Annotated in this window: 21 protein-coding genes and 1 pseudogene; 10 read left to right on the top strand and 12 right to left on the bottom strand. The window is 66.9% G+C overall.

All coding sequences use genetic code 11. The annotated features are described in order from the left end of the window. Nucleotides 1–141 precede the first annotated feature (141 nt). Nucleotides 142–372 carry a hypothetical protein gene (locus tag G514_RS0111325; protein ID WP_028651834.1) on the top strand — a complete coding sequence of 77 codons (231 nt, stop codon included), beginning with the start codon at nucleotides 142–144 and terminating at the stop codon, nucleotides 370–372. Between the two features lie 257 nt (nucleotides 373–629). Here the strand turns inward: G514_RS0111325 and G514_RS0111320 are convergent, their stop codons facing one another. The 3 genes and pseudogenes from G514_RS0111320 to G514_RS29875 form a co-directional block, all read right to left on the bottom strand. Beyond that, complete coding sequence (locus tag G514_RS0111320) at nucleotides 630–1,346, bottom strand: flavodoxin family protein (RefSeq protein ID WP_028651833.1); 717 nt, start codon at nucleotides 1,344–1,346, stop codon at nucleotides 630–632. 215 nt (nucleotides 1,347–1,561) lie between these two features. Continuing rightward, nucleotides 1,562–1,966, bottom strand: coding sequence for a UBP-type zinc finger domain-containing protein (locus G514_RS29880; protein WP_084152053.1), 405 nt, complete (start codon nucleotides 1,964–1,966; stop codon nucleotides 1,562–1,564). 475 nt (nucleotides 1,967–2,441) lie between these two features. Continuing rightward, nucleotides 2,442–2,657 (bottom strand): annotated as a pseudogene (locus G514_RS29875) (transposase); the annotation flags it as partial. 730 nt (nucleotides 2,658–3,387) lie between these two features. Between G514_RS29875 and G514_RS0111310 the strand changes: the two are divergent. Genes G514_RS0111310 through G514_RS26295 form a run of 3 tightly spaced genes read left to right on the top strand, consistent with a single transcriptional unit; the run spans nucleotide 3,388 to nucleotide 5,665 of the window. Further along, nucleotides 3,388–4,143, top strand: coding sequence for an SDR family oxidoreductase (locus G514_RS0111310; RefSeq protein WP_028651831.1), 756 nt, complete (start codon nucleotides 3,388–3,390; stop codon nucleotides 4,141–4,143). After that, the gene (locus G514_RS0111305; RefSeq protein WP_084152051.1) at nucleotides 4,140–5,045 is read left to right on the top strand and encodes a GTP-binding protein LepA; all 906 of its coding nucleotides are present in this window, start codon (nucleotides 4,140–4,142) and stop codon (nucleotides 5,043–5,045) included. Before G514_RS0111310 ends, G514_RS0111305 begins: the two co-directional genes overlap by 4 nt. Then, on the top strand, nucleotides 5,042–5,665 hold the full coding sequence (locus tag G514_RS26295; protein ID WP_084152049.1) for a TetR/AcrR family transcriptional regulator: 624 nt from the start codon (nucleotides 5,042–5,044) through the stop codon (nucleotides 5,663–5,665). The genes G514_RS0111305 and G514_RS26295 overlap by 4 nt, the downstream gene beginning before the upstream one ends. Here the strand turns inward: G514_RS26295 and G514_RS29870 are convergent. Next, nucleotides 5,593–6,486 carry a patatin-like phospholipase family protein gene (locus G514_RS29870; protein ID WP_245582215.1) on the bottom strand — a complete coding sequence of 298 codons (894 nt, stop codon included), beginning with the start codon at nucleotides 6,484–6,486 and terminating at the stop codon, nucleotides 5,593–5,595. The genes G514_RS26295 and G514_RS29870 overlap by 73 nt on opposite strands. A gap of 205 nt (nucleotides 6,487–6,691) precedes the next feature. Here G514_RS29870 and G514_RS29865 point away from each other — a divergent pair, with 205 nt between their 5' ends. Continuing rightward, entirely contained in the window at nucleotides 6,692–8,443 is a 1,752-nt protein-coding gene (locus tag G514_RS29865; RefSeq protein WP_157544747.1) for a ferritin-like domain-containing protein, read from the top strand. Between the two features lie 22 nt (nucleotides 8,444–8,465). Here the strand turns inward: G514_RS29865 and G514_RS0111285 are convergent, their stop codons facing one another. From G514_RS0111285 to G514_RS0111255, 7 genes are all read right to left on the bottom strand, one after another. Beyond that, nucleotides 8,466–8,666, bottom strand: a complete 201-nt coding sequence (locus G514_RS0111285) for a hypothetical protein (RefSeq protein ID WP_028651828.1) — start codon at nucleotides 8,664–8,666, stop codon at nucleotides 8,466–8,468. A 116-nt stretch (nucleotides 8,667–8,782) separates the two neighbouring features. Beyond that, nucleotides 8,783–9,316, bottom strand: a complete 534-nt coding sequence (locus G514_RS0111280) for a GNAT family N-acetyltransferase (protein ID WP_028651827.1) — start codon at nucleotides 9,314–9,316, stop codon at nucleotides 8,783–8,785. 222 nt (nucleotides 9,317–9,538) lie between these two features. Beyond that, entirely contained in the window at nucleotides 9,539–10,978 is a 1,440-nt protein-coding gene (locus G514_RS26280; RefSeq protein ID WP_157544745.1) for a cytochrome b, read from the bottom strand. An 89-nt stretch (nucleotides 10,979–11,067) separates the two neighbouring features. Further along, complete coding sequence (locus tag G514_RS26275; protein ID WP_036564597.1) at nucleotides 11,068–11,802, bottom strand: alpha/beta fold hydrolase; 735 nt, start codon at nucleotides 11,800–11,802, stop codon at nucleotides 11,068–11,070. Between the two features lie 39 nt (nucleotides 11,803–11,841). Beyond that, nucleotides 11,842–12,792, bottom strand: coding sequence for an alpha/beta hydrolase (locus G514_RS0111265; RefSeq protein ID WP_028651826.1), 951 nt, complete (start codon nucleotides 12,790–12,792; stop codon nucleotides 11,842–11,844). Between the two features lie 160 nt (nucleotides 12,793–12,952). Then, nucleotides 12,953–13,810, bottom strand: coding sequence for an alpha/beta fold hydrolase (locus tag G514_RS0111260; RefSeq protein ID WP_028651825.1), 858 nt, complete (start codon nucleotides 13,808–13,810; stop codon nucleotides 12,953–12,955). 120 nt (nucleotides 13,811–13,930) lie between these two features. Beyond that, nucleotides 13,931–14,260, bottom strand: a complete 330-nt coding sequence (locus tag G514_RS0111255) for a hypothetical protein (protein WP_028651824.1) — start codon at nucleotides 14,258–14,260, stop codon at nucleotides 13,931–13,933. Between the two features lie 272 nt (nucleotides 14,261–14,532). Here G514_RS0111255 and G514_RS26270 point away from each other — a divergent pair, with 272 nt between their 5' ends. Together G514_RS26270 and G514_RS0111245 are read left to right on the top strand one after the other, a co-directional pair. Further along, nucleotides 14,533–15,258, top strand: a complete 726-nt coding sequence (locus G514_RS26270; protein ID WP_169576404.1) for a sigma-70 family RNA polymerase sigma factor — start codon at nucleotides 14,533–14,535, stop codon at nucleotides 15,256–15,258. 85 nt (nucleotides 15,259–15,343) lie between these two features. Further along, a complete protein-coding gene (locus G514_RS0111245) occupies nucleotides 15,344–18,118 on the top strand; it encodes an AAA family ATPase (RefSeq protein ID WP_028651823.1) in 2,775 nt (924 codons plus the stop codon). Here the strand turns inward: G514_RS0111245 and G514_RS26265 are convergent. Beyond that, the gene (locus G514_RS26265) at nucleotides 18,077–19,039 is read right to left on the bottom strand and encodes an alpha/beta fold hydrolase (protein WP_036564593.1); all 963 of its coding nucleotides are present in this window, start codon (nucleotides 19,037–19,039) and stop codon (nucleotides 18,077–18,079) included. The two genes, G514_RS0111245 and G514_RS26265, sit on opposite strands and share 42 nt — an antisense overlap. Before the next feature lie 157 nt (nucleotides 19,040–19,196). Between G514_RS26265 and G514_RS26260 the strand changes: the two genes are divergently transcribed. From G514_RS26260 to G514_RS0111220, 3 genes are all read left to right on the top strand, one after another. Further along, complete coding sequence (locus G514_RS26260) at nucleotides 19,197–20,117, top strand: NADPH:quinone reductase (protein ID WP_084152042.1); 921 nt, start codon at nucleotides 19,197–19,199, stop codon at nucleotides 20,115–20,117. Nucleotides 20,118–20,492: 375 nt separating this feature from the next. Next, nucleotides 20,493–21,713 (top strand): low temperature requirement protein A, encoded by a 1,221-nt coding sequence (locus G514_RS0111225; RefSeq protein ID WP_211222120.1) that lies wholly within the window; start codon nucleotides 20,493–20,495, stop codon nucleotides 21,711–21,713. Then, nucleotides 21,710–23,032, top strand: coding sequence for an NAD(P)/FAD-dependent oxidoreductase (locus G514_RS0111220; RefSeq protein ID WP_028651821.1), 1,323 nt, complete (start codon nucleotides 21,710–21,712; stop codon nucleotides 23,030–23,032). The genes G514_RS0111225 and G514_RS0111220 overlap by 4 nt, the downstream gene beginning before the upstream one ends. Nucleotides 23,033–23,151 lie beyond the last annotated feature (119 nt).

Below are 23,151 nucleotides of genomic sequence, written 5' to 3'. Positions count from 1 at the left end.
GGGAAGGACCGTTGACTGTGCCCGGCGCCACGCTCTCCGGTCCGGTCCGTGTCGACGACTGTCGCTTCGGCCAGGGCGGCGTGGACTTGTCGTCGGGCCTCGGGCGAAGCCGCTTTGGTAGACCGATGATCGGATGAGCGGGTGTCGGAACTCGACGCGCTGACCCACGTCAAGCGCGTCGTCGTGGACGGCGGGGTCGGCGTTTTCCGGCTTGAGTCCCAGGATCGTGCTGGCGCGCCACAAGAGTCCGGGGTCTCCGGTCGGGTCTGCTGCAGCGATGAAAAGAAGGTTGCGCGTCGGCTCGGGCAGGGTCTCCAGCTGAATGAGGAGGCTCTGCTCGATGCGGCGCTCGAGAGGCATTGCCGCAGGTAGGGCGAATCCCCGACCATCTCCGAGCTTGGTCCACGAGCGCGGAAAGCGGGCCAGTTCCTGGTCGCGGCCGAGCAGCAGTGAGGGCGGGCGTCTCCTCGAGGGAGAACGGCTCCTACGGCGGCTTGTCATGAAGGGCTCGGCAACTCCACGGATTGGTTGCCTCACCCTAGAACCCGGCGGGCCCTGCCTGGAACCGTTGGCTCGAACCGTGCTTGCTCTTCGCGTTTCTCCGTTCGACGGATTGTGCGGTTCGCGGGCTAGCGGTACTCAGGGTTCTGGAAGTCGAACCGCGTACCGGCGTTCCATGCTGCCTTCTGGTTCCCGTATGCCGGGACGCCCCCGGTCTGCTTCAGCAGGCGGGCGAAGTGCATGAGGTTCCACGTCATGAAGGTGGTGTTGCGGTTCGTGAAGTCGTTGTCAGGGCCACCGCTACCGGGGTCGAGGTACGACGGTCCGGGGCCTGCCTCTCCTACCCAACCGGCGTCGGCGTTCGGCGGAATGAGGAAGCCGACGTGCTGAAGCGAGTAGAGGATGTTCTGCGCGCAGTGCTTGATGCCGTCCTCGTTGCCGGTGATCAGGCAGCCGGCGACCCTCCCGTAGAAGACGTACTGACCCTCATCATTGAGCATCCCGCTGAGCGCATAGAGCCTCTCGATGACCTTCTTCGTCTGGCTCGAGTTGTCGCCGAGCCAGATCGGACCGGCCAGCACCAGGATGTCGCTGTCAAGAACACGGGGATAGATCTCGGGCCACTCGTCCATGGGCCAACCGTGCTTCCTCATGTCGGGGTACACGCCGCTGGCGATGTCATGGTCAACGGCGCGCAGGACCTCCACCTCTACGCCGTGCCTACGCATGATCGCGGCGGACACGTCAACGAGGCCTTGGGTGTTACTGACGTCGGGGGAGCGCGTGAGCGTGCAGTTGATGAAGAGGGCTCGTAGGCCCGTGAAGTCCAGGTCGAGTGCCGTCATCGTTGTGTCACCGTCTTCCTCTCAACACAAGTGACCGCAGCGCAACAGTCGATGTGACAGGTGTGGGCATCACCCGGCTCATCGGTTCCCGGTGACTTTGGGGTGGGATCGAACTTCATCCTGACGATCACGCGAACGCCGGGTTCGTGACGGGTGGGTCAATCGAGCCGCACTCGTTCACGGCTCTGCGGCTGCGCCCGATCGTCAGGATCCTGTTACCGAGCGACGCGAGTCTTGCGACTGCCCCAGCGCCGACGTGAGGGCTTCCCGGCGCTACCGAGGAGCGCTCGCCAGTTCGAGGGCACGAGTCCTCGAGGACCGGGAGCGGGCTGGGTGAGCGGCCGCGAGGTCGGAGGGGCGAGGACGGCATCCACGTCGATTTGTTCTTCGGTCTGGTAGTCCCAGAACCAATTCTGCCCTGGCTCGAACGATTGCATCACTCGATGGTTCGTAGCGACGAAGTGGGCCGTCGCGTGCCTTTCGGGTGAGGAATCGCAGCAGCCAACATGACCGCACGCAGCGCAGCGGCGGAGTTGGAACCACCAAGTGCCCTCGAGCAGGCACTCCGCGCAACCCGTGCCTGATGGCACAGCATTCGGGTTGATCCAATCTGATCGCATGCCGTCAGGCCCCTTCCCCGGCGCCGTTCGTCCGGACGCTCGACGTACTGACCAGGCAAACACCCGAGATGTGACAGCGGAGTCGGGCGGGCATCCCGTTACGGATAGAGAGCCATCGAGACCGCACCGCAGCGTCCAAGGAACAGCCAGAGCGCCGGTGCGCGGTTAGGGCCGTCTTCGCTACTCGAACACTTCTCGACTCGATTTCACGAAAGGGAACGACCATCCTCCGTCCTCGATTGGTGACGGTCGCGCCAGTCGCACTTCCAATGCTCGGGCCTCGAGCCTGAATCCAGGCTCCCAGGTGCGCCTTCTAGACCACAGCGGCCTCCGCTCGCACGTGCAACGGGGCCCTACCCCCGGATCTTGGATACGGGGTGTGATTACGCGGCGGTCGGCAGGGTAGCGGCCTGGCGGGCCTCGTAGGTGGACGGGGACAGGTAGCCGCACCAGGTGTGACGGCGGCGAGTGTTGTAGCGGACGAGCCACTTGAAGACCTGCGGTCGGCAGGCCAGCTCGTCTCTTCAGCAGCGGTCTTCTTGCCGGTCCCGTAGACCTCGAGCCAGAGCCGCAACGTGCCGCGCACGATGCCGAGACCCTCGGCGATGCCGCGGACCGTGGCGCCCGGGGTGGACTCATACAAGTCGACGGCCTGACGACGGAACTCATCGGAGTAGTTCTTCCTGGTCACGGTTCCTGGATCATCTCGCTTCCCCAGCAGGTGATGGATTCAGCGTGTCCAAGAACCAAGGTCAGGCCCCGTTCGAGTGTCGTTCCTTCTCTAGCGCTTCTGGTACAGCGTCCTCGAGTCGATCCCAGGACTACCGCCAGCGTTGAAGCCCAAGAGGTAAGTCTTCGGACGGTCAGCTCTGCACCAGTCGCCTCGCCCCGAGTAGAGGACGGACACCACCTTCAACCCCCGGATCTGAGCCGGGATCGCATTCAGGATGTCGTCTACGCTGGCGAATCTATGGCCCGACACCGACACCTGGCGGCCCATATTCGTCCCTGGTACGCCCGAGCATGCACGGTGCTTCGGCCTACGGAACTCAACTGCTGGTTCGTCCACGTCGACACATCGCAGCGACTCCGGTAGTTCGCCCCGCTCGTCGTGATCCGCGCTCTGGAGCAGGTGCCCCACTTCGCCGGGGCATGCGAAGCGTCCGCTCATGACTTCCTTCGGGGTCAGCACGCAGCACGGAGCGACTGGTCCTCGAAGTGTTCGGGTGTGGTCTTCCGAAGAGCCTCAGTAGGGCTGTAAGCGGGCTGCCCGCGCCCGTCCCCGATCCGCTCGCGCCATGAGCCGCAGCGTCGTCGAGCAAGGTGCGATGCCGCGGCACGAGCTGCGGGCTCCTGTCACATCGAGTGAAGCAGCGTGGTCCTACAAGGGACCGAACCTCGACACGGATGAGAGACCTGACATGAAGATCGTCGTGCTGGGTGGAACCGGGATGATCGGTTCCAAGGTGATCGCCAACCTCACGGAGCGCGGTCACGAAGCAGTAGCCGCATCCCCCGACACTGGTGTCAACACCGTCACCGGGGAGGGTGTCGCGGACGCGTTGCGCGGAGCCGATGTCGTCGTGGACGTGACCAACTCCCCCTCATGGGACGAACAGGCGGTTCGCCACTTCTTTGTGACCTCGACCGGCAACCAGCTCGCAGCTGAGGAGGCCGGCGGCGTGGGCCACCACGTCGTGCTGTCCATCGTGGGGGCCGACCAAGAGCCCGAGAGCGGCTACCTGCGCGCCAAGGTCGCGCAGGAGAACGTCGTCAAGGAGTCCGGACGTCCCTACACCATCGTCCGGTCGACGCAGTTCTGCGAGTTCGTCCGCAGCATCGCCGAGGCGGGAGCGGAGGGCGACATCATCCGCCTCACGAACGCCTACTTCCAGCCGATCGCCGCCGACGACGTCGCGCGGCTGCTCACCGAGGCCATCGTCGCTCCGCCGGCAAACGCCACCATCGAGATCGGCGGGCCCGAAGCGATCCCCCTGGACGAGCTGGCACGACGAACGCTGGCGCATGACGGGGACCCCCGCACCGTGGTCACCGACCCCGAGGCGCCCTACTTCGGCGCCAAGGTCGGGGAGCGGGCCCTCACCCCCGGCGCCGACGCGCGCCTGGGCGAGGTCCGCTTCGACGACTGGCTGGCCAACAACGTCCCGCCGAAGTGAACCCGGACCGGCGTATCTACCGGGACCCCGCGGGCCTGCGCCGGTTCGCCGAGGGGCTCGGGCATGACCACCCACCGCTCTCACTCGGAGCCGCAGACCTGACCATTCACGACCCCGATCAGCTGCGGAATCGCTACGGAGACGTCTTCGGCTACCTGTCACGGGTGGAGCTCGAGGTCGAGCGGAACGTCTTGGAGCTTCGCACGCTACTGCCGGAGGCCTCCGAGACCGACCGCTTCTTCTTCGAGGAGGTTTGGTCTCCGCAGGAGCTGCAGCACGGAGTCCTGCTCGATGCGGTTCAGCACGCCATCGGAATGCCGTCGACGCAGGCTGACCTGCGCACCGTGAGTGTCAAGATCCGCGTGGCCGGTGCGTTGTCGCATCTCCCGGGCGTGGCAGAGGTCATCCGACTTCTCTACCACCTCACCGGGGCGGCCACCGAACGCGCAGCAGTAGTTGCGTACTCGCGTCTCGTCGAAGGCCTCCGAGCGATGGGCGAGCGTGCCATCGCGGACACCGTCATTGCTCCCATCCGCCGACAAGAGCCAGGGCACTTCGCCTTCTACCGACTGTCTGCGGAAGCGCTGGTGCGAGAGCAAGGGCTCAGTGACTGGCAGCTACAGCTGGCCCGCGTCCTGAGGCGCCGGTCGTTCGACCTCGTGGGCGTCAACAACGACCGCCAGCGCGCAGACTTCGGGGACGTTGCCCGCGCGCTCGCACTCGACCAGGACCGCGTCGACATCGCCCAACAGCTGAGTCTCGTGGAACGCGAGCTCCTCTGGAGCGAACAGCAAGGGATGCGGGTACCCAGCTACGTGTTGCGGGCGCTTGATGAGGCGATCTCGCTCAGCGCGGAGCGCAGGGCAGGGCACGCACGCACCGACGTCGAGCTCCGGGCATGACCGCAACGACGCCGCGCCCAGAAGAGGCCCCCAATACGCGACGCCGCATTGGTGGCCCTCGTGAAGAGGAGATTCTCCAAGCAGCGCTCGATGTGCTCATCGAACTGAGCTACGACCGCCTGACCATGGATGCCATCGCGACCAGGGCTCGGGTGTCGAAGGCGAGCTTGTACCGGCACTACGGCGGTAAGCCGGCGCTCGTGCTCCGAGCACTGCGGACGATGTCTCCTCCACTCCTCGAGCCCGACCCCGGCGGCCTGCGGGCCGAGCTTCTGCGGGCGTACAGGTCCGCTGATGAGACCGCCGATTGCGCGTCGCTGGCGATCGTCGCAAGCGTCGCCAGCGCCCTCACTCACGACCCCGAGTTCGCCGAGGCGTTCGAGAGCGTTTTCATCGAGCCCAGGGTCAGACGGATCGCCGATATCTACAGGCGCGCGCAAGCCCGAGGAGAGGTACGCGACGACGTGGACCCGGAGTTCCTCGCCCCCGTCCTGTCTGCCCTGGCCCTGCAGCGCCAACTCCGTCAGGCAACAACAGCGGACGCTGGCTACCTCGAACGGGCGATCGACGAGCTCATCCTGCCGGCAGTCTCGACCGGCTCGGGCGCAGCGAACCGGTAGAGGCCGGGCCCCCTCACGACCACACTGTCAAGAAACTGGGCGGACGTGGCCGCGGCGGTGCGCATCAGCCGCCGGGAGTGTCTGAGGTCCCAGGGCGCAGGCCACACCTCGATGCCAGTCGGCAGCACGACGGTCGGGATATCCTCCGCCACCTCCTGCAGGTCGTGCTCGATCTGATGATGCAACGCCAAGAGCCCAGCCCGCGCAGCGATCGCGCGAGGCCGCCTTGGCGGGACCGTAGGTCTGAGGGGCCAGCTCTCGGGGCCGGCGGTCACGACGACAAGACTGGCCGCGCCCGCCTGCTGAGCCGCCCGGACTGGGACATACGCGAGAGGGCCGCCGTCTATCAGCAGGCGCCCCTCGCGACTCACAGGCGGGAAGATCCCTGGGATCGCGGCACTTGCCAGCAGCGCCGATTCGAGGTCGCCGCGATCGAGCGCCGCCGGCGCACCCGTGTACAGATCAACAGCAACGGCCGTGAACGGTACTGCCAGCTGTTCGATCCGTGACGGCAAGCCAGCCTTGGCAATGATGCGGCGCAGACCACGATCTGTGCAGATGCCGCCCGCAGAACGCGGGCCAGTAAATGGAAACACCTGTCCACGGCGCACGCTCATCCACAGATGGTCCAGCGATTCAGCAGCTGCGCCAGGGTGGGCGGCCGCCATCGCCCCGTTGAGCGCCCCTACCGAGGTTCCGACGACGAGCTGGGGCACGAATCCCCGCTGCTCGAGCGCATGTCCGGCTCCCACATGTGCCGCCCCGTACACACCGCCACCTGCCAGCACCAGGCCGACCGGGCGAGGCAGATCTCGCAACATCGCTGTGCCGGCCAGCCCCCGGGACAAGCCGGCTTCTCGTCCACTACCTGCGTTCATCCTCACGTCAAAGTCACCGCCCTCGGGAAGCCAGGTCCACTCCTACGACCGGCGCAGGAAGCCGACTGTGACAACCCGTGTCACACGGGCGGGGCTCCCCCGGTCGGGCAGGCGACGGACACGCTCGCACGACAGCGAAGGAATGATCATGACCGCCCAGGAACCACCCACGTCCCAGGCCTCGGTCGCGCCGATCGCGACGATCGACAGCCTGCGCGAACACCTGCAGTGGGCGATCGAGCTCGAACACTCCACGCTGCCGCCCTATCTATGCGCTCTCTACTCCCTCGACCCTCAGCGCAATCGAGAGGCGGTGGAGGTGGTGTCGAGCGTGTTGATCGAGGAGATGCTCCACCTGACTCTTGCGGCAAACCTTCTGAACGCCGCGGGTGGACGCCCTGTTCTCGACGCTCCGCAGTTCCTGCCCGGGTTCCCCGCGACCCTTCCGCATGGTGATCAGTCGTTCGAGGTGTCGCTGGTCCCGTTCGGAGATGAGGCCTTGGAGCTGTTTCTCAAGATCGAGCGGCCATCCGCCTCCGAGGCGCCTCCCGAGAGCGAGAGGTACGAAACGATCGGGCAGTTCTACGCGGCCCTCGAGCGGGGCATCCGATACCTGTGCGAAGAGCTGGGTGAGGACGCGGTGTTCTCTGGTGACCCCGCGAGACAAATCACGAGCGGATTCATCTACGGCGGCAGCGGCTCGATCGTGGCCGTGACAGGCCTGGCCACCGCACTCGAAGCTCTTGCCGAGATCGTGGAACAGGGCGAGGGCATGGCTCATCGAGACGTCTGGGACGGCGACCACGACATGTTCCACCCGGAACGCGACGAGGTCGCACACTACTTCCGTTTCATGGAGCTGAAGGTTGGTCGGCGCTACCAGCATGGAGACACGCCGACGTCCGGCCCGACCGGCCCAGGGATCAAGATCGACTGGCGAGGCGTCCGTCCTATGCAGCGCAACCCGCGACTCTCCGACCAGCCAGTCGGTAGCCCCATCCGGGTCGCTCAGGAGTCGTTCAACCACTCGTACTGCGGCCTGCTTCACCTCCTCGACCGCGCCTTCAACGGAAACCCTCGCCTGCTCAACGTGGCGGTCGGCGCCATGTACGGACTCAAGGCACAGGCCCAGACGCTCATGCAGATGCCGGTGAGCGAGGGGCGAACGGCCGGGCCCACGTTCGAGTACGTCGAGCCGTCACTGCGACGGTTCAGCACCGGGGACGACCGTCGAGTCCTCGTCTTGCCGGACGGTCCGTACGTCGTCTTCGGCGGGGTTCCGCTCAGCCGAATGCTCAAGGTTACGGCGCCAGAGAACGACGACTCGCTTGCCTGGCACAGGACGGAGGCCCTCGAGACCGAAGAGGTCTACGCGCTCTGCCGGTGCGGGCGGTCGAGCTCAAAGCCCTTTTGCGACGGATCGCATGCCAGGACCGGTTTCGTCGGAACCGAGACCGCCAAGACCGGTTCCTACGAGAGTCGGATGTGGCGCACCGAGGGCGCCGGCATCTCCGTTCGCCGGGTCGGCAGTCTGTGCATGCACGCAGCGTTCTGCGTCGAACGGCAGAAGCAGCTGGACGACTGGTTGCCAGACACGGGCGACACCGACGCGCGTGCACACGTGATGTGGATGATCGACCGCTGCCCCTCTGGGTCCTACACCTACGGCATCAAACCAGAGGACCTTGCGATCGAGCCCGACCTTCCCGAGGGCATCGCGGTCATCGAGGAGGAGCATGGACTCGCGAGCGGGCTGTGGGTGACTGGTGGCATCCCCGTGCAACGCGCCGACGGTCAGCCCTGGGAGGTGCGCAACCGGGTGATGCTGTGTCGGTGTGGTCGCTCGGGAAACAAGCCGCTGTGCGACGGGACGCACCGTTCAGTCGGTTTTCGCGAGTAGTGCTGCCCTGTCCTAGCGGCTCTCAGAAGTCGCCGAGGCTCTCCTCGTACTTCTCCATCGCCACCACTGCCTCGCGCAGTCCCTGGAGTCTGAGGAGGTATTCCTGGAGCTCGGGGTCCAGAGGCATAGACGGGTCCTGGCTGGCTCTGGCCCGTCCTACCTCGGCGTCAACGATCTCGTGCAAGGTCGGGACGTCGGGCCCGGGCGCATGCGTCTCGCTCATCGGTTCTCTCCTCAGCGTGGCTGGAGTGGCATCGAACTGACACCAAGACGACAAGACGGTGTGTCGCGCTGTGACAGGGGTTCGGGCGGCGACCCCGTGGCCGTACCGACCGCGGGTCAGTCAGGGCCGCCGAGGTCGCTGTGCCGGATTCGGAACACGACGTAGCGATGGCCGCCCAGCTCGGTGGCCTGTTCCATGCCCATGCGCCGCGCCGTCGCGATAGCGCGCTCGTTGCCCGGCGGAAGGATCGCGAACACCTCGAGTGCGCCAACTTCGTGTACAGCCCACCTGATCAGCGCAGATCCAGCCTCCGCTGCGTACCCGTGCCCCCATGCGTGTGGTGCGAGCGCCCAGGACAGGGTGAGGTTCGCCCCACCTACGGGAACGTAGTGGAGCGCGAGGGCCCCCACGACGTCGCCGGCTCCGCGGGTCCGCACCGCCCAGTGCCCCGCAGCCTCGCCGCGTGCGTGGTCCTCGTCACGCCAGGCTTGGATCCTCGCGCGCATGCCCTCGCAGGTCGGTGCCTCTCGTAGGTCGGGACCCAGCCAGGGTGTGACGCTGGGAGATGCGTAGACGGCGAGGGCGGCCTCCGCGTCGTAGGGTTCCCACCGGCGGATCTCGAGTCGCTCAGAGACGGCGGTGTTGGGCATTCCCGACCTCCACGAACGGTGTACCAGGAACTTCGTGCTGACCTGAGGCGCCCGCATCGTCCGGGCATTCTGCGAGCCTTGCCACGGGGAGCAGGAACCAGTGGCGACGCGCGCAACACACTCGGGCGTGCTCGACTGGCCCGTCGGTGCTTTCGAGCACGGCGCGCCATTCGATCTCGGCCAGGGCTCCGCACTCGGGACAGGTCGTGAGGTCGACGCTCATCACTGGCGACCTCTCGCGACGATGGCTGCGCGCTCAGGGCGTAGCGGGATGTGTGACTCTGTGAAACCGCCCTCGGCACCTCTGAGGATGCGTCCACTCTCGACACCGTCCAGGACCTGGTCGCGCTCGGCTGCAGCGAGGGCTCGACAGAGCTGCACGGTGACTGGAAACGCGATGAGCGGACCTAGGAGCACCACAGCTCGTAGGGCGACGACCTGATGCTCGAAGGCCACCCCGAAGACATGGGTCACGATGTCGGTCGCCCCGGCAGCCCAGAGCGCGATGAAGAAGACGAGCCCGGCAACCCCGAAGGCGGTCCTGACGGGATGCTCGCGGGGGCGTTGCAGCATGTGATGCGGGTCGCGGTCACGAGTGGCCCGGGACTCCAGGAACGGCCACAGGAGGACAACTCCGAGGAAGATGCCGACAACCGCCTGGGGCACGAGAACTGCCAGCGGGATCGTGTGACCTAGGAACTCGACCTCCCAGCCCGAGGGAACCAGTCGCAGTGAGCCGTCCAGGAAGCCTGTGTACCAATCGGGTTGGGACCCTGAGGAGGAGCTCGCAGGATCCGCAGGCCCGTGGATCCAGATCGGGTTGACGGTCATCAGGCCGCCGAGCAGGACCAGGACGCCGGTGGTGACAAAGGCCAGGCCGGTCGCGCGCACGGCGATGGCGCGAAGGGGTAGCCCGACGACCGTGAGCTGGGTGCGACCCAGTCCTGGGAGCTGGGGCGGTGGCCGCTGCGCGGCCAGCCAGAGCCGCAGTGCGAGGACTGCCGCGAGGAGCACTGGGATGACGAGGACGTGCAGCCAGTACATGTGTTCGATGGCATTGCCCGGGAACTCGCCGCCGAAGAAGAGGAACGAGAGCCGTGTCCCGATGAAGGGGATGCCGATCACGATGCCCTCGGCGATCTTCAGACCGGTTCCTGCTAGTTGGTCGTCGGGTAGTCCGTAGCCGCTCCATCCGGCACCGAGAGCAAGGAAGAAGGTGACGAAGAGCAGCACCCAGCTCCAGTGACGAGGCCGTCGAAACCCGGCGGTGAAGAAGGTGCTCAGCAACTGGAGCAGCAGCGACGCCGGCAACACGAGTGCGGCCCAGTGGTGTGTCTGGCGGACGAGCAGTCCACCCGGCACGTCGAGCGAAATGTGGAGGGTGCTGGCGTATGCACGTGAGACGGGGACGCCCTGCAGCAGTGCGTAGCTGCCGTCGTAGATCACCGTGTCGGTGGAGCGGTCGTAGAAGGCCAGCAACACCACGCCAGTGATGGTGAGGACCGTGAGACATGTCAGGGAGACGACGCTGAGCAGCGAGGTCCAGTGCAGGGGTACAGCCCGTTTCGCGGCGACATCCACTAGACGTCGCGCGACGCGACGCTCCTGTGGGCGGCTGCTGTGCCTGTCGGGCAGGCTCCTGGCGAGAGTGTGCTGGGTCATGGCGTCCCCAAGCTGGGCTGGTAGAGGCGTGAGCGGGGCCGTCGTGTCAGCAGCGACGGCCCCGCCCACCTGGAGGGGAGGTGGCTGGCTCAGGCGGCGTGGGCGGCCTGGCAGACCTCGATGGCCTCGAGGATGGTCTCGGCCACCGCTTCGGGCTGTGACACGCTGACGGCGTGTGAGGCGTCCGTGAGCTCGCGGACGGTGCGGGCGCCGGCCCGCTCGGCCTCGGCACGCAGTGCGGCTGCGGGGATGTTGCGGTCCTCCGCGCCGAAGACGAACCAGGAGGGCAACGATTTCCAGGCCGGGTTCGCGGTCGGCAGTCCTTCGCTGAGCGCGGCCTCGGTGACCGGACGCTGCGTGCGCCCCATCTTGCCGGCGACCGGGATCTCGACGTCGGCAGCGAACTGCTCGTGGAACTTGTCCTGTCGGATCCGCAGCTCGTTGCCGCCGGTGCTCAGGGGGTAGCCGATGAGCGCCTCACCCAGGGTGCTGCCGGGGAACGAGCTCGAGAGCGTGAGTGCGCTCTCCCCGGTGTCTGGCGCGAACGCCGAGACGTAGACGAGCCCGAGCACGGACGGGTTGTCGGCCGCGGCCTCGGTGATGACCATTCCGCCGTAGGAGTGGCCGACCAGGATCACGGGCTTGTCGATGGCGGTGATGACGTCGCGGACGTACGCCGCGTCGCCGGACAGGCTGCGAAGGGGGTTGGCGATCGCCACGGCTTCCACGCCCTGCGCGTACAGCTTCTCGATGACGCCGTTCCAGCTCGCCGACTCCGCGAAGGCGCCGTGGACGAGAAGGACGGTGGGGTTCTGGTGGTTCATGGAGGTGGTTTCTTTCTGTTGTGGTGTGGTTGGAGGCGCTCAGGCGCGGTGGAGTGCCTTGCGCAGGATGTGGACGGCCTGCTCGATGGCCGCGGTGCTCGCGGCCGAGGGGCGGAGGGGGTTGAGCATCATGAAGTCGTGGATCGTCGCGTTGTAGCGCACGGTCGTGGTCGGGACGCCGGCTTCGAGGAGCCGCCGGGCGTACGCCTCGCCCTCGTCGCGCAGGACGTCGTTCTCGTCGACGACGACGAAGGCTTCAGGCAGGCCGGCCAGGTCCTCGAGCGTGGCGCGGAGCGGCGAGGCGGTGATCTCGGCGCGTCGCGACTCGTCGGGGAGGTAGGCGTCCCAGAACCACGCCATGGACTTCGCCAGCAGGAAGGGACCGTCGGCGAATTCGAGGTAGCTGGCCGTGTTCTGCGCGGCATCGGTGACCGGGTAGTACAGCGACTGGTGGCAGAAGGTGACGTCGCCGCGCTGCTTGGCCATGATGGCGAGGGCCGCACTCATGTTGCCGCCGACGGAGTCCCCGGCCACCGCCAGGCGGCTCGCGTCGAGACCTTCACTGTCCCCATGGGTGGTGATCCACTGCGCCGTGGCGTAGGCCTGCTCGATGGCGACGGGGTACTGAGCTTCGGGCGAGCGGTCGTACTCGACGAAGGCGACGGCGGCGTTGACGCCGGTCGCCAGCTCTCGGACCAGCCGATCGTGCGTGCCAGCGTTGCCGAGCACCCAGCCACCACCGTGCATGTAGAGGATGGTGGGGAGGGGGCCGGTGCTTCCCGCTGGCTTGACGATGCGCACCTTCACGTCGCCGACCGTGGCCGGGACGACCACCCACTTCTCGTCGATGTCCGGCATGTCGATGGGCGCAGCCTGGACGTCGTCGAGGACCTTGCGGGCCTGCTCCGGCGTCATCTCGTAGAAGAAGGGGGGTGTGGCTGTTGCGTCGGCCAGCTGCTGGGCCTCCGGCTCGAGGTAGTGGTGGGTCATCGGTGTCCCTTTCGTGTGGCCGTCGGCGCTTGGGGCCGAGGGGTGTTGAGCGCGTCATGAAGAGCGACCGTCCAGCCACCCTGTTTGTGACAAACGCGAAGGTGCATGGCTGTGGCCCCGCCCCTGGTCGGGACGGGGCCACAGCAGCGGTCGAGCCTGGTCAGCTGGTGGAGCGGACGGCCGAGGTGATGGTCCGGACCACCGCGCCAGGGTCGGTGATCAGCCCCAGGTGGCCCTCGTCGAACCGGACGATCGTCGATCCAGCCTTCTTCGCCATCCCGCGCTGAGCGCTCTTGGGAATGACGAGGTCCTTGGTGCCGATCAGGTACCAGCTCGGAATGGTGCGCCACGCTGGCCGCCCGGACGGCTCGTTCAGCGCACCGAGCGTGATCGGTCGCTGCATGGCCCAGAGTGACTTCGCACGCCGACCGCGGAGTCCGGTCGCGAAGGACTGCAGGAACGTCGACTGCTTGAGATAGACGTCGCTGTCCGGCGTGGGCGGCAGCGTCGCGGGAGCGAAGTCGAAGATCGTGGTCGGGTCGCTCACCGACAGCGCCGAGTCGGGGCCGGCCAGCTCGGCGACTGTCTCACCTCGGGCGGGCACGGAGCCGTTGACGAAGACCAGCGCCCTGACATCGGGATCTCCAGCGGCGGCGTTGGTGACGACGCTTGCGCCGTATGAGTGGCCCACGAGCACGACCGGTCCGTCGATGGTCTCCAGCAGGGTCTCGAGGTACGCGGAGTCCCCAGACAGTGACCGCAGCGGATTCGCAGGAGCAACCACGGGGTAGCCGCGAGTCTGCAGCCGGCGCACGACGGCGCTCCAGCTGGACGAATCGGCCCAGGCTCCGTGGACGAGTACGACGGTCGGCTTGGCGGATCTCACCGGTGCCGACTCGGCTTCCGCCGTGCTGGTCGCGGTCAACGACCCGATCGTGATCGCGCCCAGGAGCACTGCCGCGTGGAGGCGGCGTCGGCGGGCGTTGCGTCGCGCGGCGGCGCGGGTGGTGGGTGTCATGGCCAGTTGGTCCTGTCTCTCGGGAACGGTGAGGACGGCGAGTCGGGCGTCTCCGACGTGCGACTCGCCGTCGCGAGTAAGACCGGGCGACCGGCCCGCCTGTGACACAGGTGCGTGCCCTCAGGGCTGCCAGGGCGTCACGTTCTCGATGTCGTGGAGGACCTCGTGCCACGTCAGTAGGTCATCTCGGGTCAGCGGCGACACGGCGGGGGGCTGATCTGCGCGAGGGAGAGTGGGCTCGCTCAAGCGCAGAGGTTCGACACCCACAAACAGAAGGAGAGTGAGCAGCTCGCCCACGACGCGGCGCACGCTGGGAGCGCCGCACGAGGGGCAGCAGTAGAGGAGCTCGGCGTCGGCCCGGGGCTCGATATCCATGCGCAGGATGGCCTGATCCATCCGTACTGCGATCTCGCCGTCGCACCGTGTGCACGTCATCAAGACTTCAGTCACCGTCGTCTCCTTGGTCGCGTGAGCCTCCCGTTTCGACCAGGTCGCGCTCGGCTGCGTGACAGCCCGTGGTCACGCCTGCCGCGGCCGCTATGTCAACAACAGCGGGCCACCCTTCGTGCGGCCGGCACCGACTGACTACGGACTGACTACGGACCCACTACGGACTTCAGGGGCGCGATCAACGGCGCTCGCGAAGGAGGCTCGTCAACAGCAGGTCGAGATCCGACTGCCCTGTCCGAGAGGAAGTCAAGATGTCAACGCACACTGCCGCTGTGGCGCTCCACTCCGAGGCACTCCACTCGAGTGCGCCGGTCTCGGACGGAGAGATGGACATGGCGGTGAAGGTCTTCCTCGCCGAGCGGACTCGGCTGCTCCGCGTCGCCTACCGGGTGGTGGGTGACTTCGCCGCCGCCGAGGACGTCGTCCAGGAAGCATGGATGCGCTGGCAGCGTGTGGACCGTCGGCAGATCAACAACCCGGCCGCGTTCCTGACCACTGCGACTACCCACCTTGCCATCAACCTCGTCCAGTCGGCGCGCCACCGCCATGAGCTGCCCACCGAGGCGCCGCGCGCTTCACTGGATCTCTCCCAGGACCCCACTGATCATGCTGATCGAACCGAAACGGTCGAGCGCACCATGGGGTTCCTGATGGCCAAGCTCAGCCCCGGCGAGCTGGCAGCCTTCGTCTTGAGGAAGTGCTTCGATTTCCCGTACGACGAGATCGCAGAGCTTCTCGGTACCAGCCCCGCCAACGTTCGCCAACTTGTGCGTCGCGGCCATGTCAGCCTCGCGAGTAGCCGTGTTCGACGCGTCAACCGGGACGCTCATCGGCGGCTGGTTGAGGCGTTCATTGACGCCAACGAGACCGGCAATCTCGCCGGGCTCGTGGACCTGCTGGTCGAAGCGGCCCACGCTGCACCCCGCTGTTCAAAGTCGCGTGGGCGCCATGGCCGAGCCACCACAGGCTCCGCCCGAGTCGCATCCCAAGCGGCCTGACGGGAGGCCCCACCCAACTGTGCCAGTGGCCGCGCTCAGCGCTACGGACTACCCTGCAACGGATAGACTTCTCCCACGGATTCTCATGATCGAGCGCGCCGCCCTTGCCTCCTCCAACGCCGGCGCGTCATCGCTGCTCGGTCGCGACCGTGAGCTTGCTCGGCTTCTGACGCTCGTCAACCGGGCTCGCGACGGCCGCAGCGGTGCGCTGGTTCTCAGCGGCGAAGCGGGTGTCGGCAAGACAGCCCTGCTGGACCGGGTCGTCGAACTGGCTGGGCCCAATGTGCGGGTGGTGCGCACGGTCGCCTCCGAGAGCGAGATGGAGCTCACCTACGCCGGCCTGCAGCTCATGTGTGGGCCCTTGATGACGGCGTCGGTCCCGCTTCCGGAACCCCAGCGAGGGGCATTGGAGACAGCGTTTGGGCTCCGTGATGAGGGTGCGCCGAACCCGCTGCTCGTCGGGTTGGGAGTGCTGAATCTGCTGACGCATGTCGCTGGCGACGAAGCTCTGCTCTGCATCATCGACGATGCCCAGTGGCTCGACCGCGTCTCGGGCCGAGCGGTCGCGAGCGTGGCGCGCCGGCTGGATGCAGAAGGCGTCGCCGTGGTTGTGGCTACGCGGCAGGTGGACGATCACTTCGCGGATCTGCCACAGCTCGTTCTCGATGGTCTCGGAGACGAGGATGCTCGCGCACTCCTGCGACTGGCATTCCCGGGGGCTCTCGACGAACGGGTGCGCGACCAGCTCATGGCTGAGTCCCGAGGAAACCCCCTCGCCTTGCGCGAACTGCCTCGCACCCTGGATCCCGCAGCGACAGCCGGTGGCTTCGCCTTGGTGAGCTCCATGCCGCTACAGCGGCGTATCGAGCAGAGCCTGCTCACGCAACTGGAGTCACTGCCCGCGCCCACGCGCCTACTGCTGGTGCTTGCAGCCGCGGACCCGACCGGCGATGTCGGACTGCTCTGGAGGGCCAGCGCGAGGCTCGGTCTGGGTCCCGAGCACCTTGACGCCGCCCAGCAGGCGGAGGCTCTCGTCGTGGGTGCCCGCGTCACCTTCCGACATCCGCTCATCCGCTCCGCGGTGTACCGCGCGGCCTCGGCCGAGAACAGGCGCTCCGTCCACGCGGCTCTTGCGGAGGCGACGTACGTCGACCGTGATCCTGACCGTCGCGCCTGGCATCGGGCCAATGCGACCCAGGGTCCGGACGAGGAGGTGGCCGGTGAGCTCGAAAAGTCGGCCGAGCGTGCTCGGACCCGGGGTGGCGTCGCAGCGGCGGCCGCCTTCCTCGAGCGCGCCGCAGAGCTGTCGCCCGAGCCGGAGCTCCGCGCTGCCAGGCTGATCGCCGCTGCGGAGGCCAAGCTAGACGCGGGCGCTGCGGACGCCGCCTTGGGGCTGATAGAAAGCGCCCGCGATGAAGCATGGACCCCGCACCAGGAGGCGCTGATCGGTCGACTGCGGGCCCGCGTCGGATACGTGTTGCGGCGCGATCGTAGCGCGCCGCGGGCGCTTCTAGCAGCAGCGCAGGCTCTCGAACCGCACGATCAGGCACTAGCCCGCGACACTTACATGTTGGCCTTGTCGGCGGCTGTCTATGCCGGCCGACTGGGCGAGCCCGGCGCCGTTGGCGAGGTCGCCGCGGCGATCCTGGCGGCGACGGCGGACGACGAGTCCGAGCGCGCGAGTGACCTGATTCTGCGTGGTCAGGCGTTGCTTTCGGCTGAAGGTTTGGAAGCCGGCTTGCCCACCGTGCGCCGTGCGGTGCGCGCGTTCCTGGAGCAGCCTGCTGATTCTCGCGAGCTGCACTGGATGTGGTTCGGCGGCCGGGCGGCACAGGACGTGTGGGACGCCGAAGGTCTCCGCACTCTTGCCGAGCGACAGGTCCAGCTGGCCCGGGCGGGGGGCGTCCTCACCGTGCTGCCCATGGCGTTGAACCTGTTGATGGTTGTACGCACCTTCAACGGTGACCTGGACGCCGCTGAAGCCATCTGCGACGACATCGACGTCATCGTGTCGATCACCGGGCACCCGCTGCCGCAGCTCGCGAGGACCTTCGTCGCTGCCTACCGCGGACACGTGGAGGAGGTGGAGCTTCGAGCCGAGCAGCTGAGGGCGGATGGGCAGGCGCGCGGGGAAGGCTATGCGCTCACGGTTGCCAACATGGCGGAGGCTTTGGTCTACAACGGAGCGGGACGTTACCGGGAAGCGCTTGAGTCCGGACGCAAGGAGCTCCCGTACTCCCACGAGCTCGGCCACGCGATGCGCACCCTTCTGGAGGTGGTCGAAGCCGCGACCCGCGTGAGTGAGTACGCGATCGCTCAGGAAGCGGTGGAGCGACTGGCCGAGGTGACACGGCCGGCGGGAGACAGCAGCTGGGCGCAATCGTTGATGGCGCTTGCAGAGGCACAGCTGCGAGAGGGTGACGAGGGCGAGGACCTGTACCGAGCGGCCGTCGAAGGTTTCGACGGCCTGCGAGTGCCGATGCTCAAGGCACGCAGCCAACTGTTGTACGGCGAGATGCTGCGCCGGGTGAACCGTCGAATCGATGCCCGCCATCAACTCCGGGCGGCGTATGACGGGTTGACCGCATGTGGGATGGCCGGCTTCGCCGAGCGCGCTCGACGCGAGCTCAATGCCACCGGCGAGACCCTTCGCGCCCGCCGTTCGGACAGGCCCGAGGAGCTCACAGACCAGGAGCTGAACGTGGCCCAACTGGCTCGCGACGGTCTCACCAACCGCGAGATCGGGGCGCGGTTGTTCATCAGTGCACACACCGCCGAGTGGCACCTGCGCAAGGTGTTCGTGAAGCTCGGGATCAGGTCACGCAACGAGCTCAGGACCGCCTTGCCCGACGCCGGTTGAGTGCTGGTCTGCGAGTTCCGCCACCTCGAGAACGGCATCGACAAATGCGGCGGGGGCCTCTTGGGGCAAGTTGTGTCCGGCCAGCGCGACCTGGTGGTGCCTCCTCGGCCCCACGAAACGGTCGATGTCGCGCGTCCCATCGGTCGCCGGGAAGTTGCCGTCAGCGAGACCATCCAGGGTGACCGTGGGCACAGTGATCGGCGGCAGCAGCGCGAGCCGGCTCTCGATGTCGGCGTACTCCAGCGCACCATCTGCTCGCCCGAGTCGGTGGCGGTATGAGTGGATCACAACCTCGACGTAGTCGGGGTTCATGAAGGCTTCCGAGGCCAGGTCGAGCTGGCTTTGAAGGAAGTGCCACTCAGGAGAGTTGCGGCGCCAGATCACCTCCGCGATCTCGCGTCGATTCGCGCGTAGTCCCGCCCGGCCACGCTCAGTCAGGAAGTAGTAGAAGTACCAGAAGCCCGCCTCCAGATCCGGCCGGATCGGCCGCTCGGCGATGGCGATGTCCTGGATGAGGTATCCGTTGACGCTCACGAGCCCAACGACCCTTTCGGGCCACAGCGCCGCCGCCACGCATGCCGCACGACCTCCCCAGTCGTAGCCGCCGATGATCGCGCGAGGCACGTCGAGCGCGTCGAGGAGCGATACCGCGTCCGCGCCAAGTGCGGCCTGCTGGCCGGACCGGCTGGTCTTGTCGTCGAGGAACCGAGTCTGGCCATGGCCACGCAGGAAGGGGACGATGACCCTGAACCCCCGCTCCGCGAGCTGCGGGGCCACCTCGACATAGCTGTGGATGTCGTACGGGTACCCATGCAGAAGCAGCACGACCGGCCCGTCCGCGGGTCCGTCCTCGTAGTAGGTCACGTCGAGGACTCCGCTCCGGATCTCCTTGAGCGGTGACATCCGGTCTGGGTGGCTCATGACCTCTCCTGGGTTCGTCGACGTCGCGTCCTCGGAATGCCTCGGCCACCACCCGACCGGGAGGAGCGTCACCTTGTGACACCCACGCGCTGTCACGGTTGGGCTGGCCAGTCGGTCACCCCTGAGTCGCAGTTCGCCAGCCTCGAAGGAGGACCTGATGGCCGGACGAAGCGTGACGACGACTGACACTGGTCTGCCGGCTCAGATGCGGGCTGCGTTCATTCGTGCGACGGGCAGTGTGGAGAACATCGAGGTCGGCATGCTGCCGACTCCCGGGCCGGGGCCAACCGACGTGCTCATCCGCACGGAGGTCTGCGGCGTGAACCACGTTGACCTATTCGTGCGATCCGGTGCCTACGAGAAACACACTCCGTTTCCCTTCGTGATCGGGCGGGACCTGGTGGGGACCGTCGCCGACGTCGGCACGGGAGTGGTCGACCTCCGTATTGGCGACAGGGTGTGGTGCAACAGCCTGGGGCATGCAGGTAGGCAGGGCTCGTTCTCCGAGTACGCCGTCGCACCGGCGGAACGTGTCTACCCGCTGCCACGACCCGTCGATCCGGTCACCGCCGTGGCCGTGGTGCACACCGCCGCCACGGCCCATGTCGGCCTGGTGCGTGAGTGCGGCATCCAGCCGGACGACGTCGTCTTCGTCGAAGGTGCAAGCGGAGGTGTGGGCAGCGCAGTCGTGCAGATCGCTCGCTCTCACGGGGCGCGTGTGGTGGCGACCTGCTCCGCTGCGGACGCGGAGTCGTGTCGACGGGATGGCGCTGACCTCGTTCTGGACTACGCCTCTCCGGACTTGGGCGACCGGCTGCGCCGGGCAGCGCCCGACGGAATCGACATCTGGTGGGACACCAGTGGGCAGTATCGTTTCGAGCTGGTACTGCCGTCGTTGAAGCCTCGGGCGAGAGCCGTCGTGATGGCCGGACTCGCCGTGCGCTCGATACTCCCGGTCGGGCAGCTCTACCCGCGTGATGCGAGCTTGCGCGGCTTTAACTCGTGCGGCGTGAAACCCGTGGTTGCCACAACCGCAGCGACTATCCCGAGCTTGACCCCGAGCTGCAGGTCAATCTGATGTGGTCGCCTGGCGCAGGGGTGACTCACGAGGCCATCCCTCCGGTGCCTGAAGAGATCGCAGTATTGATGCAGGACGTGTCGACCGTAGGGAAGCTGGTCGAGTAGTGCGCCGGCCATACCCGACTGTCACATTTCGCTCGACTGCTCGGTCAATCTCGATGACGGAACGTCGGTCGAGTCGCAGGTGAGGACGAGGAGACCGGGTTTCACCGGGGCGGACGGCGACCGCCAGGCCGGAAGCAGAGAGCGACTGGACCCACTCGTCACCAACGTTTCGTCACAGCAGTGAGCCGGCCGGGGTCTGTATGGCAGACCGCAACGCCGGCCGGACCGCCATGGATGGGCGACGGTACGCGATCGTGAGGAGCCCCTGTTGCCTGCTACCAATGACTTGGAATCGGCAGCCCAGCCAGTGGGCCAACGGCGCATGGGGGCGCGCCCGGTTGACGAAGCCCACCGTGCAGTCACCCCGCTGGAGCTGTTCTTCGACCTGACCTTCGTCGCGGCCGTGGCCCAGCTGTCGGGGAACCTCGCCCATGCCACGATCGATGGTCACTCAGCCGCCGCCATCGGGCCGTTTCTCATGGTCTTCTTCGCCATCTGGTGGGCCTGGATGAGCTTCACGTGGTTCGCCTCGGCCTACGACTGCGATGACGTGACCTACCGCTTGGCCGCGTTCGTCCAGATGGGTGGCGTGCTGGTTCTCGCCGCTGGCATCGGTCCCGCCTTCGAGAGCGGCGACTACGCCGTGGTCACTCTGGGCTACCTGATCATGCGGTTGGCGCTGCTCAGCATGTGGATCCGCGCGTGGGTCCAGCACCCGTCGGGACGGGCCACGTCGCTCAGGTACGCAGGCGGGCTGACTGCCCTCGAGGTCCTGTGGGTTGCCCGGCTACCCGTGGGGAACCACTGGACCACGGTCACGTTCTTGGTGCTCGTGTTCCTGGAGCTCACGCTCCCCGCATGGGCGGAGCGTCCGGCACCCACCAGCTGGCACCCTCATCACATTGCCGAGCGCTATGCGCTGTTCGCCATCATCCTCCTCGGCGAAGGGGTATTTGCGGCTTCCTCAGCCGTTTCGACCATCGTCGAGGACGCAGGTGCCCTGTCCCTCACGGCAGTCGCCATGGCTGCGCTGAGCATCGTGGCAGCAGTGTGGTGGCGCTACTTCGTGACGCCCGCCGGAGCGCAGCTGGAGGCACGCCGAGGGTGGTCGTTCGTGTGGGGGTACGGGCACTACTTTGTGTTCGCAGCGCTGGGCGCGCTGGCCGCCGGACTCGAGGTAGTGGTGGCCGCGAGTGTGGGGCGCGCGCAGCACTTGGCTGTCACGAGTGCTGTGGCCGCGGTGGCCGTTCCTGTCGCGGGGTTCCTCGTGGTGCTCGATCTGATCACAGTGCCCGCCGAGGCAGAGAGGCCGCGCGTCAGCATCACCACCAGTGCTGTCGTGGCTGGTTTGGCAGCTGTCGTCCTAGTCGCAGACCACACCGGTCTGCTCACCGCACTGGCACTAGTCGCCGCGATCACAGTCGGCGCCGCGGCCTCTGATGAAGTCGCCGCGTCACGACACCGCAACTCACGAAAGGAAGTCGCATGAGGAAGATCGTGATCGTCGGCGGAGGCTACGCCGGCTTCTACACAGCGTGGGGGCTGGAGAAGCGACTACGCCGAGGAGAAGCCGAAGTCATTGTGGTCGATCCGGCGCCGTACATGACCTACCAGCCCTTCTTGCCCGAGGTGGCGGCCGGCTCGATCGAGGCCAGGCACGCCATCGTGCCGCTCCACCGTCACCTGCGCAGGACCCGGATCGTCAGTGGGCGTGCCACGGCAATCGACCATGCCGCTCGGACCGTCCGAGTCGAGCTGCCGGATGGAAGCATGGCGGACCTTTCCTACGACGAGGTCGTGGTGACCGCTGGCGCAGTCACTCGCGTGTTCCCTGTGCCCGGCATCGCGGAAAAGGCCATCGGCTTGAAGCGCATCGAGGAGGCGGTGGCTGTGCGCGATGCGGTGCTGACTGCGTTCGACGAGGCAGTCAGCCTTCGGCGCGGGCCGGAGCGCCAACGGCGACTCACCGTGGTGTTCATCGGGGGTGGCTTCGCCGGCGTCGAAGGATTCGGAGAACTGCTCAGTCTTGCCACGGCACTCTCCAAGTACCACCCAGACCTGTCTCGCGATGAACTGGCCTTCCACCTGGTCGACGCCAGTGACCACATCCTTCCGGAGGTCACGCCTCCCGCGAGGGTGTGGGTGGAACGCCACCTGCAGTCGCGTGGCGCGATTGTGCACCTGAACACGACCGTCACGTCCGTGGTCGACGGTCGGGTCGAACTGTCGAACGGCGTGTCCATCGACGCCGGGTTGGTCGTGTGGACTGCCGGGATCGCGGCCAACCCCGTTGTCTCTCGCCATACCGACCTTCCGACCGACGAGCGGGGTCTCGTCATCGTCCGGCCTGACCTACGCGTCGGGACCGAGGATGAACCCATCGATCACGCTTGGGCTGCGGGAGACGACGCCGCCGTGCCAGACCTTGCATCTGGGGCCGGCGCCTACACAATCCCCAACGCCCAACACGCGGTGCGCCAAGGCAAGCGTTTGGCCAAGAACCTCGCGGCGGTCATTCGCGGACGTACTCCGAAGGCCTACCGGCACCGTAGTCTCGGCACCATCGCGACTCTCGGCATCGGACACGGGATCTTCCAGTCAGGTCCTATCACCATCAAAGGTCTGCCTGCGTGGATCATCCACCGCGGCTACCACGTGCTCGCGGTGCCGACCTGGGAGCGGAAGACCCGCGTCTCGCTCGGGTGGCTGGGAGCTCTTTTCCTCGGTAGGGACATCGCCTCACTGGCATCAGTCCAGCGACCACGCGACGCCTTCCGTGATGACGCGACCAGCCGTCGCGCCGCGTGACGCGGCCATGAGCGCGACAATTGGGTCGCTCTGGATGATCGGGATGGCCCTGTGGACCGCAGGCTCGATCGTCATCCTCGTGGTGATGGCAAACCGAGACACATCGAGGCCACGAAGTC

The sequence above is a fragment of the Nocardioides halotolerans DSM 19273 genome, assembly GCF_000422805.1.
Lineage (GTDB): Bacteria > Actinomycetota > Actinomycetes > Propionibacteriales > Nocardioidaceae > Nocardioides > Nocardioides halotolerans.
Note: the sequence above shows the minus strand (reverse complement) of the source record. Positions and strands in the feature narration are given on the sequence as shown.